This is a genomic window from Streptomyces sp. NPDC088766 (genome assembly GCF_044750845.1).
In the GTDB taxonomy this organism is placed as follows: domain Bacteria; phylum Actinomycetota; class Actinomycetes; order Streptomycetales; family Streptomycetaceae; genus Streptomyces.
Genome location: NZ_JBIVKQ010000019.1, coordinates 56,708 through 69,309, shown reverse-complemented (window position 1 = coordinate 69,309; position 12,602 = coordinate 56,708). Strand labels below are relative to the sequence as shown.

At 68.8% G+C, this 12,602-nt stretch carries 13 protein-coding genes and 1 pseudogene; 7 read left to right on the top strand and 7 right to left on the bottom strand.

Annotation, left to right across the window (positions count from 1 at the left end; genetic code table 11):
• The first annotated feature begins 231 nt into the window (after positions 1–231).
• The 4 genes and pseudogenes from ACIP5W_RS24580 to ACIP5W_RS24565 form a co-directional block, all read left to right on the top strand.
• A complete protein-coding gene (locus ACIP5W_RS24580) occupies positions 232–609 on the top strand; it encodes a hypothetical protein (protein ID WP_401477419.1) in 378 nt (125 codons plus the stop codon).
• The gene (locus tag ACIP5W_RS24575; protein WP_401477416.1) at positions 555–1,355 is read left to right on the top strand and encodes a hypothetical protein; all 801 of its coding nucleotides are present in this window, start codon (positions 555–557) and stop codon (positions 1,353–1,355) included. Before ACIP5W_RS24580 ends, ACIP5W_RS24575 begins: the two co-directional genes overlap by 55 nt.
• A 98-nt stretch (positions 1,356–1,453) precedes the next feature.
• Positions 1,454–1,906, top strand: a complete 453-nt coding sequence (locus tag ACIP5W_RS24570) for a DUF5707 domain-containing protein (protein WP_401477413.1) — start codon at positions 1,454–1,456, stop codon at positions 1,904–1,906.
• A gap of 127 nt (positions 1,907–2,033) precedes the next feature.
• Positions 2,034–2,219 (top strand): annotated as a pseudogene (locus tag ACIP5W_RS24565) (transposase); the annotation flags it as partial.
• A gap of 199 nt (positions 2,220–2,418) precedes the next feature.
• On the opposite strand, the gene ACIP5W_RS24560 reads toward ACIP5W_RS24565, so the two are convergent.
• From ACIP5W_RS24560 to ACIP5W_RS24550, 3 genes are all read right to left on the bottom strand, one after another.
• Positions 2,419–2,769 carry a nuclear transport factor 2 family protein gene (locus ACIP5W_RS24560; RefSeq protein WP_401477410.1) on the bottom strand — a complete coding sequence of 117 codons (351 nt, stop codon included), beginning with the start codon at positions 2,767–2,769 and terminating at the stop codon, positions 2,419–2,421.
• Positions 2,770–2,885: 116 nt separating this feature from the next.
• Positions 2,886–3,830, bottom strand: a complete 945-nt coding sequence (locus ACIP5W_RS24555; RefSeq protein ID WP_401477407.1) for an SDR family NAD(P)-dependent oxidoreductase — start codon at positions 3,828–3,830, stop codon at positions 2,886–2,888.
• Between the two features lie 14 nt (positions 3,831–3,844).
• Positions 3,845–4,750: an oxidoreductase gene (locus ACIP5W_RS24550; RefSeq protein ID WP_401477404.1), complete on the bottom strand. Its 906-nt coding sequence runs from the start codon at positions 4,748–4,750 to the stop codon at positions 3,845–3,847.
• A 65-nt stretch (positions 4,751–4,815) separates the two neighbouring features.
• Between ACIP5W_RS24550 and ACIP5W_RS24545 the strand changes: the two genes are divergently transcribed.
• Positions 4,816–5,433: a TetR/AcrR family transcriptional regulator gene (locus ACIP5W_RS24545; RefSeq protein WP_401477401.1), complete on the top strand. Its 618-nt coding sequence runs from the start codon at positions 4,816–4,818 to the stop codon at positions 5,431–5,433.
• Positions 5,434–5,703: 270 nt separating this feature from the next.
• On the opposite strand, the gene ACIP5W_RS24540 is transcribed toward ACIP5W_RS24545, so the two are convergent.
• Genes ACIP5W_RS24540 through ACIP5W_RS24525 form a run of 4 tightly spaced genes read right to left on the bottom strand, consistent with a single transcriptional unit; the run spans position 5,704 to position 9,764 of the window.
• Positions 5,704–7,017, bottom strand: a complete 1,314-nt coding sequence (locus ACIP5W_RS24540; RefSeq protein ID WP_401477398.1) for an ABC transporter permease — start codon at positions 7,015–7,017, stop codon at positions 5,704–5,706.
• Positions 7,014–7,703: an ABC transporter ATP-binding protein gene (locus ACIP5W_RS24535; protein ID WP_401477395.1), complete on the bottom strand. Its 690-nt coding sequence runs from the start codon at positions 7,701–7,703 to the stop codon at positions 7,014–7,016. Before ACIP5W_RS24535 ends, ACIP5W_RS24540 begins: the two co-directional genes overlap by 4 nt.
• The gene (locus ACIP5W_RS24530; RefSeq protein WP_401477392.1) at positions 7,700–9,127 is read right to left on the bottom strand and encodes a peptidoglycan-binding protein; all 1,428 of its coding nucleotides are present in this window, start codon (positions 9,125–9,127) and stop codon (positions 7,700–7,702) included. Before ACIP5W_RS24530 ends, ACIP5W_RS24535 begins: the two co-directional genes overlap by 4 nt.
• On the bottom strand, positions 9,120–9,764 hold the full coding sequence (locus tag ACIP5W_RS24525) for a hypothetical protein (RefSeq protein WP_401477389.1): 645 nt from the start codon (positions 9,762–9,764) through the stop codon (positions 9,120–9,122). The genes ACIP5W_RS24530 and ACIP5W_RS24525 overlap by 8 nt, the downstream gene beginning before the upstream one ends.
• 146 nt (positions 9,765–9,910) lie before the next feature.
• Here ACIP5W_RS24525 and ACIP5W_RS24520 point away from each other — a divergent pair, with 146 nt between their 5' ends.
• A complete protein-coding gene (locus ACIP5W_RS24520) occupies positions 9,911–10,645 on the top strand; it encodes a response regulator (protein ID WP_401477386.1) in 735 nt (244 codons plus the stop codon).
• Positions 10,635–12,419: a sensor histidine kinase gene (locus ACIP5W_RS24515; RefSeq protein WP_401477383.1), complete on the top strand. Its 1,785-nt coding sequence runs from the start codon at positions 10,635–10,637 to the stop codon at positions 12,417–12,419. Before ACIP5W_RS24520 ends, ACIP5W_RS24515 begins: the two co-directional genes overlap by 11 nt.
• Positions 12,420–12,602: the final 183 nt, after the last annotated feature.

Below are 12,602 nucleotides of genomic sequence, written 5' to 3'. Positions count from 1 at the left end.
TTGGTGGAGTTTGATGTGATCATCACATCGAATCCGGCCCGACGGCGCGCGCGTGCTACGCGTTTCTCGGGGGAGTGACGCCGCCGTGGCCGGTTCCGGACGCGTGTGGGGGTCCCGGTCGGCGGAGGTGAACGGCCGGGGTCCGCACCGCGTCCTCCTTCCCTCCTCCCCGGCCGACGGGGATGATCACCGGCGACGCCCCGTCCGTGTTCCCGTCCGGAGGGAACCGCCGTGCCCTTCTGGTGCGCCGTGCTGGACGACTTCCAGAACGCGGCGGCCACCGTCGCCGACCGGTCCCCGCCGGGCGACCGGGTGGAGATCGTCCCGTTCCCGGAGCATGTCGGCACCGAGGACGAACTGGCCGCCGTGCTCGTCGACTTCGACTGCGTGGTCACCCTGCGCGAACGCGTCGCCTTCCCGGCCTCACTGCTGAACCGACTGTCGCGGCTGTGGCTCCTCGTCGCGCAGGCATCGGTCACGCTCACCACGACCGCCCACCCGTGCGGGGCGGCGGGGACCGCGGGGCGGACGAGGGGGACGACGTCGGTGAGGACGTGGCCCGGCCGGCGGGGAAAGGATCGGCCGGCGACCACCACGGCGGTCAGGTGATGAGCGCTGACTTCGTGCAACTCCCTCTCCGTGCAACGTCGTTCGACCGCGGGCAGCCGTTGGCACTCGGTCTCGGCGCGCCGGAGCATCCGCTCCCCCGTCCGCCGTGCGCGGCGGACGCGCCGCACCAGCGGGCCGGTGCCGCGGGCGGTGGCGTACAGCAGGGCGGTCAGGACGAGGTCGAGCCCGTCGCGGTCGCCGAGTCCGTGCAGGCTGATGTTCTGGAGCAACTGCCAGGAAGCGAGGGCGACCACGCACAGGACGGCGGTGAAGGTGTCGCGCTCGGTCGCCACCGTGTACAGGGCCAGCGCGACGCCGGCGGTCCCGAGGACCGCCATCGCGCCGACGGGCAACGGCCCGGCGCCCAGCGCGCAGGCGGCGGAGACGAGCAGGAGGGCGACGACGGGGCACGCGTGACGGAGCGCGAGGGCGGCCGTCACCGGTCCGGCGACCAGCACGGCCACGAGGAGTGCGGACGCGGGCGGCACGTCCCCGCGCACCAGCTCCGCCCCGGGCCACACCACGGCCTGGACGCGGGTCAGCAGGACCAGAGCCGGCCGGTCGTCGGTTCGCTTCATGGCGCACCAAGGCCATGGCCGCGGCCGCACGGCGTCCTCGAGCCGGAGGCGGATGCGGCCCTCCACCCTGGGATGCAGAAAGGGCGGCGGCGCGGAGCGGGCCTCTATCTCCGGTTCGACCGGGCAATCATCCCGCTGCCCGAGGACCGCGCGTCGTCCCGCTCATAGGCTCGATCACATCGAGAAGGCGCTCTGCGGACGACCCGCTCGAGCACCTCTCCAGCTGTGTCCACCTCTCCTGCACGACCGATCCCAGGGGGATTTCCATGTCCAAGCGCATCATCGTGTCGTCGGTCATCGGTGTCGTCGTCCTCGGCGGAACCGCCGCCGGTCTCGCCGTGGCCTCCACGCAGACGTCCGGGAAGCCGACCGTCGAGAACGCCTCGACCCGCTACGTCCCTCCGACCGGCGCCCGGGCCGGCTCGCTCACCTTCACCGCGGACGTGAGCGACGACTCCGGCGTCCGGGGCCTGAAGGTCCTTGCCTGGCCCGCGAGTTCCGACCTGGACCCGACGGAGGCGGAGATGAGGTCCGTCGAGAGCGCGACCTGCCGGAGCACCTCGGCCGACACCTCCCGCTGCACCTACACCCTGAAGGTCACGCAGGCGGAGGCGGCCGAACTGGCGCCGGGCACCTGGCACGTCGCGACCCTGGCGACCGCGAAGGACGGGGACACGACGTTCGCCCCGCGCACGTCGGCGTTCACCGTGACCCGCTGACCACACACGGCGCGCCCCGTCCCGGAATTCCGCCCCTTTCCCGCCGACGACGGCGCGTCTGCGTGGCACCACCACCGGGCGCGCCCCTCACGGGGGTCGGCCCCGCCGGGCGAGCGGGTCCTCCTCTCCCTTCCTCTCCTTCGACGTCGAGATCCGCAAGGTCATCTGCAGTACGCACGCGATCGAGAGCGTCAACGCACGGATCCGCAAGGCAGTTCGCGCTCGCGGTCACTTCCCCTGCGAGACCGCGGCGCTGAAGTGCGTCTACATGGGACTGATGAGCCTGGGCCCGACGGGCAAGGGCCGCAAGCGGTAGACCATGGGCTGGAAGGCACCGCTCAACGCCTTGCAGATCGCCTTCGAAGGCCGGCTCACCCCGGCCAACAGCTGAACCTCAACAGCCAAGACGGGCGATCAAGCTGACACACCCTGCGAGTGCTGCCCGATCGCCTACCGGCAACTGCGCTCATTGTGTCAGCCGTGTAAGTGGTGCCAGGAGCCGGCCGGCGTGCTCATATGACTGGGGCAGGCCCTGACAGGTGGGCGTTCTCCTGGTGCGTGGCGGTGAGCCTGACGCTGCTGAGGCGCCGGCCGTGCGGTGGCCGGATGGCCTCGTTGTCGTAGAAACCGGCGACCATCCATCGGTCCGGGCCGCCGCCCGCCCTCCCTTCCGGCACCCTGTGTCCGGCGCGGACGTGCGCATGGAGGGTCGCGCGGTCGCCGTCGGTCTCGACGACGTGACCCGTGATGGTGTGGTGGGTGGCGGGAAAGGGGGCGAAGGCTCGGCCCGGCACTTGGACGTACTCGTCGAACGGCACGGTCATGGGCGGCAGGCCGGTGACCGAGGAGAAGCCGAGGGTCACGGAGTCTGTGCAGCCAAGGGCGGGAAGCTTGTCGAGGTACTCGATGCCGGCGATGTCGGCTTAGCGGCCCATCAGTCCGATCAGTCCGATCAGTTCGATGCGGTCGGCGCGCAAGGTCATGAGGGACTTCCTGCGGACTCGGGTGCGGGCGTGGACGCGGTTTTCGGTCTCCGGGGCCGATGGCTCATGGTGAGGATGGCGTCCATCAGCCGGGCCGGCAGGAATCGGCTGAGGGGGATGATGAAGGCGGCGTCCGTGCCGAGGGTGTACCGGGCGCGCGGACGGGGCGTGGTCGCCACCCTGGCGATCCTGGCCCCCGCCTTCGCCGCCGGTAGGGCGCGTTCGAGGAAGGCCGTGTTGGACGCCACCGTCGCGTCGATGAGGTGGCTGTAGAGACGCTGGTGCTCGGTGCTCATCGCGGCGGCGAGATCGAGGGAGATCTCACCACTGCGGGCGGCCATCTCGGTCCGGACGCCGCCGGGCTGGACGACGACCACCTGTACGCCGTGCGCCGAGACCTCGCGACGCAGGGAGTCGCTGGCCGCTTCGAGGGCGAACTTGGTTCCCGCGTACGCCCCGAAGACCGGCAGCGCGGCCACCCCGCCCACCGAGCTGATGTTGACGATTCTGCCCCGGCTCCGCCGCAGGAAGGGCAGGAGCTTCTGGATGACGGCGATGTGCCCGAAGAGATTCACCTCGAACTGCTCGCGCCACAGAGCAAGGGGGAGCACCTCGACGGGGGCGTTGATCTCGATGCCCGCGTTGTTGACCAGGACGCGCAGGGCGCGCCGCTCGGGGTCGTCGGCGATCCGCCGGGCGAGGGCCTCCACATGGTGCGGGACGGTGATGTCCAGGGTGACCGGTTCGATGCCTTCGGCCCGGACGGTGTCCGCCTCGCTGTCGGTGCGTACCCCGGCGAGGACGTGGTAGCCCTTCGCGGCGAGGGCACGGGCCGTCGCGGCTCCGATGCCCGACGAGGCGCCGGAGACGACGACGAGTTCGTCGGCCTCCCGAGGGTTCTTCCGCTGGTCTTTCCGTGAGTCTTCGGGGGGATGGATCACGAGGGCGGGTCCTTTCACGAGGCGGGGGTCGCGGGCGCATCCAGGGGGAAGCGCGTGCCGGTCAGGTCCTCCGACACCTCCCACAGCCGCCGTGCCGCCGAGCCGTCACGTGCTCGGGCGGACCGTCCGACCGGCGTCGGCGCACCGCGCATGCCCCAGAGCCGGCCGGGGCCGACATAGCTGTCGCCCGGAAGGTCCGCGGTGGCGGCGTACAGAGTGGGCAGAGCACCCTCCTCGGCACTTTGGGCGACGAGTCCGACGAGGAACTTCTCGACGCGGAAACCGAGGGAGGGCTTCTTCTCCGCTCGCATCAGGTTTGTCGAGGAGATGCCTGGGTGCGCGGCCGTCGAGATGACGGGTGATCCCGCGCGGGTGAGTCTGCGCTGGAGTTCGGCGGCGAACAGGAGGTTGGCCAGCTTGGACTGCGCATAGGCGGCGTTGGGCCGGTAGGGCCTGCGCTCCCACTGGAGGTCGGTGAAGTCCAGGGAGCCGATCCGGTGCCCGAGGGAGGCCACCGTGACGACCCGCTCCCTGATGCGCGGGAGGAGCAGGTTGGTCAGGGCGAAGTGGCCCAGGTGGTTGGTCCCGAACTGCAACTCGAATCCGTCCGCGGTCCGGGAGAGCGGCCCCAGGGAGAGACCGGCGTTGTTGACCAGCAGATCGACGGAGCCCGGGAGGTCGCGGGCGAAGGCCCGTACGGAGGAGAGGTCGGCGAGATCGAGGGCGCGGACCTGGACCGGCCCCTTCATGGTCGCCGCCGCGGCTTCCCCCTTCTCCGGATCGCGTACGGCCAGGACCACCCGGGCTCCGCGCTCGGCGAGGGCACGGGCCGTGACGAGCCCGATGCCGCTGTTCGCGCCGGTGACGACAGCGGTGCGACCGGTCAGGTCGGGCAGGCCGACGAAAGAGGATCTGGACACACCGCGAGAGTAGGCACTGGCAACATTGTTGTCAATGAAAACATTCAGTTGGGTAGGCTGCCCCCATGCCTGACACCACCGGGCGGCGGCCCTACCACCACGGGAATCTCCGCACGGACCTGCTCGACGCGGCGGAGCGCAGCCTGAGGGCCCACGGGGCCGAGCAGCTCTCCCTGCGGGACCTGGCGCGGGACGTCGGCGTGAGTCACGCGGCGCCCCGACGCCACTTCGCGGACCGCCGCGCGCTGCTCGACGCCCTCGCCGAGTCGGGCTTCAAGCGCCTGGGCGAGCAGCTGCGGGCCGCGGTGAACGAGATCGGCGACGAGGACGACCTCCCCGCCCGCCTGCACGCGTTCGCGTCGGCCTACGTCCGGTTCGCGACCGAGAACGCCGCGCTGACCGGGCTGATGCACTCCAGCAAGCACCGCCCGGGAGCTGGGGCGGTCACCGAGGCCGCCGCAGCCGCGTTCGGCCAGATCAGCGACCTGATCGAAGACGGCCAGGAGCGCGGCGAGTTGGAGGGGGATGACCCGGAAGAGACCGGACTCGTCATCTACGCGACCGTCCTGGGAATCGCCTCCATGATCAACAGCGGCATGATCGAGCCCGCACGGCTCGAAGGACTCGTGGGCACAGCGGTGACACAGTTCCTGCGAGGCGCCCGCCCGGCGGAGCCGCGCTGACCGGCGTGGGCTCCTGACCTTGCTCGACGGCCGAGTGCAGCCTGGCGGTGAATCCGCCGCGCAAGCGTCCCACTCGGTGATCGCGAGGCGCGATAAGACACCGCTGGGCGGTTCGCTCCGCACGGCACACGATCGGCCTGCGCCATCGGCGGAACCGTTCCCACCGACCCCGCTCGACCGTGGTTCGGGAAACGGTCCACCGGGACGACCCGCCGGGGCCGGTGGCCCGCATCAGGCCCGCCCGCAGTCACTCGGACGACCGCAGGTCGTTCATGCCGAGGCCAGCGCCTCTGTCGGGGGGAGCCGGGCCGCACGGACCGAGGGGTAGACCCCAGCCACCATGCCGACGGCCACGGCACCGAGGCAGCCGGCTACGACCGAGGTCAGCGGGATGACGGATGGCCAGCCCTGATAGGTCGCGTAGCCGACAGCGGCGAGCACGCCGAGCGCTGTTCCGGCGAGGGCACCGAGCAGCGAGAGCGCCACCGACTCGGTGAAGAACTGGACCCGTACATGACCCCGGGTCGCACCCAGCGCTCGACGGAGCCCGATCTCCCTACGGCGCTCCAGGACCGAGATGACCATGGTGTTGGCCACGCCTATTCCACCGACCAGCAGGGCGACACCGGCCAGCCCGAGGAAGAGCGAGGAGAAGGAGTTCTGCGTTGCGCGCTTGGCGGCCAGGGCATCGGACGGCCGGCTGACCTGAACCTGTCCCGGCTGCTCCGGGAACACGGTGGCGGGCAGTACCTTCCGTACGTCTTCGAGGTGTTCCTCGCCTGCCTTGATGTAGATCACCGTAGGGTTTCCATTGAACCGGAGTGTGTTCTTGGCGGCGGTCCATCCCGTCAGTACGGCGACGTCGAGTTCCTCGGCCAGGGGTACGGAGTGGAGGATGCCGACGACGGTGAACCACGATCTGCCGATCCGTATCTCCGGAGCCGGCTCGTCCGCGGGGATCTCCCCGATACCGAGACGGCTGGCCGCCTGGTAACCCAGGACCGCGGTGGGAAACTCCTCATCGGCTCTGCTGAAGAACCTTCCCGACAGGACCCTGCCCCCCACGACATCCAGGAGGTCCCGCCGGGCCGCCAGAACACTCAGCCCCGCACTGGAGAAGTCCTCCCCCGAGGTGACATCGGAACGCTGCACCTCCGTATTGGTGTTGGCCACCGCGCTCACCCCGGTGACCGGCCCGATACGGCGCACCATGGCGACCGACTCCTCGGGCAGCAGGATTGGCTTGGACTGCCCGGCAACGGGCTGTACCCGCAGCATGTTGGGGCCCAATGCCGATATCTCTTCGATCAACGCCCGGTGACTGGAGGCCGGGATCCCCGTCACCACCACCATCGTGGCGACACCGATGGAGATGCCGAGCGCCGACAGCATGGCGCGCATCTTGCGGGTCCGCAGGCCGAGCATGCCCAGACCCAACAGATCCAGAAAGGCCAGTCGTACGGGCTTGACACTGCTCGTGGCGGACCCGCGCGAGCGCGGGGAGACGGCAGTCGACCGCTGGGTGGGGAACGGCTCGGAGCGGGAGCGCTTGGAACGGGAGTGTCGGGAGGGGGTGGCTGTCATGTGAGGCTCTCGGTCAGTGCGGTGTCCGCGACCTTGTGGCCGTCGCGCATATGGACCCTGCGCGGCAGTTGGTCCGCGATGTCCCGGTCGTGGGTGATGAGCGCGATCGTGGTGCCTGCCGCGTTGAGTTCGGTCAGCAGGGCGAGCGCCGCCTCGCCGTTCGCCGTATCGAGCGCGCCGGTCGGCTCGTCGGCGAGGACGAGGGCCGGCTCGTGGACGACTGCGCGGGCTATGGCAACCCGCTGGCGCTCGCCGCCGGAGAGCTGGTGCGGGAGATGGTCGGCGCGGTGTGCGAGACCGACACGGGCCAGGGCTTCTACGGCCATCCGCTTGCGGTACTTGCGCGGCACGCCGGCGTACAGCAGACCGGTCGCCACGTTCTCCGTCGCCGTGAGTCCGTCCGTCAGATGGAAATGCTGGAAGACGAAGCCCAGGCGGCGCCCGCGCAGGGCGGACAGTTCACGGTCGGACAGCTCCGCCACGTCACAGCCCTCGAGGATCACACTCCCACTGGTCGGCGGGGCCAGTGTGCCCATGATGTTGAGCAGGGTGGACTTGCCCGAGCCGGAAGGGCCGAGAATCGCGAGCAACTCGCCCTGCGCGACGGACAGGGAGACACGGTCGAGGGCCCGTACCTCGGGCGGGTAGACAACGCTCGCCTCCAGGACGCTGATGACCTCGGTCATGCCGTGGCTTCCACCTTCATGCCCTCGGCGATGTCCTCGCCGCTGATCTCGACCAGTCCCCGGGCGAACATGCCCGTGTCCACCGGAACGAGCCGGCCCCCGGCGGAACGCCCCTCAGCGGCACGGCCTTCGGCCAGACGCACCGCGTAGCCTCCCTCGCGCAGAGCAAGCAGAGCCCCGACCGGAACGGCGAGTACCCCCTTCTTGGCCTCGCCCTCGAACCTGACCTGCACGGGAGCGGCGTCGATGCCTTTGACGGCTTCCGCGTCGTCGACCGAGACGGTGACATTGATCTTGGATACTCCCGCGCCGCTCTCTCCTTCCTGGTCCGCCTTGATGGTCGTACCGATCGTGGCGACCTCACCCCCGGTTTCGGTCCCGTCCGGAAGCATCACGGTGACCGTCTGACCTGCCTTGATGGTCCCGAGGTCGAGCGTCTCCACCGGAATGCGCACGGACTTGGTGGTGGCGGTGACCGACAGCAAGTCGTTCGCCGCCGCATCCCCCGTCTGCGCGGAAACCTCCGAGACGCGGACCGCCGACCGTGTCACCACCACGTCGGAGCTCTCCAGAACACCGGTCGGCTCGATGTCGACGGACTTCTGCCAGCGCTTGATCGCGGCCATCAGGCTCTCCGTGAGCACACCGTCGCCCTCCTTGACCTTGGCCTGCCGGACGGGCGTGGGCGACTGGCCCGCCCCCGTCCGGTCTTCCGCCGGCTGGCCGGCTCCGGTCTCCTGGCCGGCATCGTCGCCCTGAGCCGACGGGGGCGGGCCGGAGCCCGGCTCGGCGGTCTCCCGATCCGCTCCGGTCGCTGTCGAAGTACCGGCGTCCGCCGACGTCTGCTGATCCACTGGTGCCCGCTGCTGAACGACCGTGCCCACAGCCGGCTGTTGCCCGATGTCGTAGCCGGCGGCCTTCAGGTTGTCGGCCACGACCCGTATGTCACGGCCGACACTGCCGGGAGTGTCGAGCCTGCGGTACAGGGGGGTACTGCCGTAGAAGACCACGGTGGGACGCTCGTCGACCCGATACAGCTGCTTACCTCGTGTGACCGTCGCACCCTGTTTCGGAAGCCAGGTCACCACTCCTTCGCCGGCGCCCCGGATGGCGCGTACGGAGTCGTAGCCGAGCGTGCCCTCCATCTCCCTGACCCCGGACATATCGGTCTTGACCACGGCGACCTGCCGTATCTTCGGACCGGCCTCGGGTTCAGGGGTGTCTCCGCCACCGCCCGCCCACAGCAACCCGGCTCCCACTCCTGTCACCAGGAGCACGGCGACGACACTGAGAACTACCGCCTTCTTCCGGCCGCGCGCCGCCGGCTCAGAGAGGTCCGCCTCATTGTCAAGGACCTCGCCGCCTTCTTCTTGAACGGCCACGCGCAGCGGCATCGTCTCGGCATGATCGCGGTCACTATTCACTGAACGCCTCGATCATGCATTCCTGGTCAATCTGATCAGCGTTTCTGGGTGGCGTCGTGCCCGCTTTGTAGTTCCAACCCTCACCATTAGGAAGGGGGTCCACTTTGAGCCCCTTCTCATTCATGCACTGGATATATTCAGCGTAATCAGACATGTAGTTGGGATTTCTCTCCGGGTCCGTCTCCGCGGGCGGGAGAGGCTTCTTCCCCAGACACTTCTTCTCCGCGTCCGGATGTTCTACCGACACGTCCACGCCGGCCCATCCCAGAAGGTCGGGGTCCACTCCCTCCACTTTTGAGCCGATCTCGCCGATTTTCACACCATGACTTTTCAGGCACTGGAAATACCCCTGACTCATCCGCACCTCCTCGGCAGCCGACGTGTCCATCCGGCGCTGAGGACGACCGGACTCGGAGTCATCCGACTTCGCGTCCGATCCATCCCCCGTCTGTGATTCCGCTTTGCCTGCCGTTCCGGTGGACCCCTCGACGGAATCAACACCTGGCCCCTCGTTTCCACCGGCGCCGGAGCAGCCCGCAAGCAGCATCACCGCCACCACGGCGCCGAAAACGAGCTGGAACTTCTCACGTGAAAGGCGCAACGGACGGAAGCCGGTACCGCTCAGATCTGTTCTCATGCGGCACAGACTGGCATGAGATTGTCAGGAAAATATCAACGCTTGCGTGCGAGCCGGCCTCTAGCACGCAATTGTCAAGAAGTTGTCAGGGAAACCGATCCACTGCCTCCATTTCCACCCGTGCACCACAGGCTTATGATCTGGCCATGTCCACATACGTACTGGTGGCGGAAGACGACCGGAAGCAGGCGGAGTTGATCCGCCGCTACCTTGCGCACGACGGCCATGAGGTATCCGTCGTGCACGACGGCAGGACAGCGCTCGGGGAAGCCACCCGCCGCCCACCGGACCTGCTCGTCCTCGACTGGATGCTCCCCAGCCTGGACGGGCTGGAGATATGCCGGCGACTGCGGGGTGCCAGCGAGTTGCCCATCCTCATGCTCACCGCCCGCTCCACCGAGGACGACCTCCTTCGAGGCCTGGACCTCGGAGCGGATGACTACATGACAAAACCCTTCAGGCCGCGCGAACTGGTCGCACGCATCCGCACCCTGCTGCGCCGCAGCCGCCCCTCGGCCGGTCCGGCCTCCGTAGCCGCCGTATCTCCTGCGGCGCCCGAGAGCCCAGCAGTTCTCACGGTCGGCGGACTAACCGTGAATGCGGCTCAGCACCAGGTATTCGTCCACGATCGCCCGGTGAACTGCACCCCTGGCGAATTCCGCATACTGAGCGCAATGGCTGCCTCACCCGATCGGGTCTTCACCCGATCCCAACTGCTGGACTGGCTGACGGATCACGGCAGACCCGTCTCCGAGCGCACCGTGGACGTACACATACTGAACCTGCGAAAGAAGATCGAGACCTCACCCCGCAGACCCCAGCACCTACTCACGGTCCACGGCATCGGATACAAACTGGCCAGCGGCGACCATGGCACCTGAAGTGCCGCTGCGCAACAGCCTGCTGCTCCGCCTCCTGATCGCCTCCTTCGCGATCTCCCTGGTCTCCATCGCCGCCACAGCCTGGCTCACGGCACGTAGCACCACGCTCGCCCTCAAACAGGAACGGGGCCAGATCCTGGCGGACGACACCACCATCCAGAACACGCTCGAAGGCTTCGCGGCCTCGCACCCGAACTGGGACGGAGCCGAACGCACCGTCCGGGATCTCGCCCGCAGAACCGGGCGCGGCATCGTCATCACCACGCGGGCACGCGAGGTCATCACCGCCTCGGACCGGTCAGCCGCCGACCGGCTACCTCTCAACGCGAGCGCTGTCATCGATCCTCTGCACCTCAGTCCGCTCCCGGACCAGGGTGCCGGCCCGCCGGAGGACGTCTCCCGAATCGACCCACGGGCGGTCGGCCCCTACCTGCTTCCCACCCCGGAACGGAAGAAGCTGAGGCAACTCGCCCGTCAGGAGGTCTCCTGTCTCTACGACACACACGGGCTGCGCACGCACATCGTCGAGGAACCCAGCGGCAGGCCCGCCATCCGGGCTGTCCCCTCCGGAGCGGTCACCCCGCAGACCTGCGCGACCAAGGACCTGTCCGCCCCCACCCCGACCGAGGCGAAGGCTCTCACCGAACTCACCGCGCTCGTCCGAACCTGCGCGGACCGCAACCGCATACGCATCGAAGAACCCCTGACCATCGATACGCGGTTCCGGTTGCGCCAGGCCGGCTTCGAGCAGGGCTCCTCCCGCCTCGACGATTGCGTGGAGGAGGGCCGGCGCGAACAGCTGGCACCCCATGTCGCCCCGGCAGCACTGCTGTTCGTCACCAGCCCCTCCCAGACAGCCACTCCCGTTTTCGATCTGTCCAGGGCCGGAACCCTGCGCGTGCTGGGGACCACCAGCCTGGTCCTCACCGTGACCATCGCCATCACCGCGATCATCGCGATTCGGCTCATACGTCCGTTGCGGAAGTTGACCAACGCGGCCCGCGACCCCTCGGGACGGCACATCCGGATCCCCATCACCACCAAGGACGAGATCGGCTATCTGGGAGCGGCCCTCAACGAGCTCTCGGAACGGCGCGAACGCACCGACGAACAGCGCAGGGTCATGGTCAGCGACATCGCGCACGAGCTGCGGACCCCACTCAGCAACATACGCGGCTGGCTGGACGCAGCCCAGGACGGTCTGGCAGATCCGGACTCGTCGCTCGTCGCCTCGCTCCAGGAGGAAGCAGGCCTGTTGCAGCACATCATCGACGACCTCCAAGTGCTCGCTGCGGCCGACGCCGGTTCCCTGCGCCTCAACCCCCGCAAGCTGAACCTGCGGGAGCTGGCCGAACAGTCACTCGACGCCCACCAGACAGCCGCGCAGGCAGGCCGAGTCGCACTGGCCGGCTACTTCACGGACGATCTCACCATCGAAGGCGACCCCGTCCGCCTACGCCAGGTACTGGGCAACCTCCTGTCGAACGCGATACGCCACACACCGCCGAACGGCTCCATCACAGTCAGCGCCCATCGGGTGGAAGGCGGCGTCGAACTCCACGTCGCCGACACCGGCAGCGGCATCCAACCGGACGATCTGCCCCGCATATTCGACCGCTTCTGGCGAGCCGAACAGTCACGCAGCAGGAACACCGGGGGCAGCGGTCTCGGACTGTCCATCGTCAGACACCTCGTGCAAGCGCACGGCGGAGAGGTATCCGTGGTGAGCAGCCCAGGCACGGAAACCGTGTTCACAGTTCGGCTCCCGACCTGATCACCCGCAAGGCGCCTCCCCCACCCTCCCCTCACGTTGCAGGGCCTTTTTCTGATCGAGAGGACAAAGCCGACCGGTTCCCCGATGGAGGAGGCGACCGCACCTCAGGACGCTGACGCCAGCGCACCTTGATACTGACGCCGAGGGCTCAGTACTCCGGGCGGCGCGCTGTCCGTTCGGCGC

Coding starts and splice junctions, on each gene's coding strand:
- ACIP5W_RS24570 (WP_401477413.1), top strand. CDS start 1,454: ATGTCCAAGCGCATCATCGTGTCGTCGGTCATCGGTGTCGTCGTCCTC.
- ACIP5W_RS24535 (WP_401477395.1), bottom strand. CDS start 7,703: ATGACCGAGGTCATCAGCGTCCTGGAGGCGAGCGTTGTCTACCCGCCC.
- ACIP5W_RS24520 (WP_401477386.1), top strand. CDS start 9,911: ATGTCCACATACGTACTGGTGGCGGAAGACGACCGGAAGCAGGCGGAG.
- ACIP5W_RS24515 (WP_401477383.1), top strand. CDS start 10,635: ATGGCACCTGAAGTGCCGCTGCGCAACAGCCTGCTGCTCCGCCTCCTG.
- ACIP5W_RS24540 (WP_401477398.1), bottom strand. CDS start 7,017: ATGACAGCCACCCCCTCCCGACACTCCCGTTCCAAGCGCTCCCGCTCC.
- ACIP5W_RS24525 (WP_401477389.1), bottom strand. CDS start 9,764: ATGAGAACAGATCTGAGCGGTACCGGCTTCCGTCCGTTGCGCCTTTCA.
- ACIP5W_RS24545 (WP_401477401.1), top strand. CDS start 4,816: ATGCCTGACACCACCGGGCGGCGGCCCTACCACCACGGGAATCTCCGC.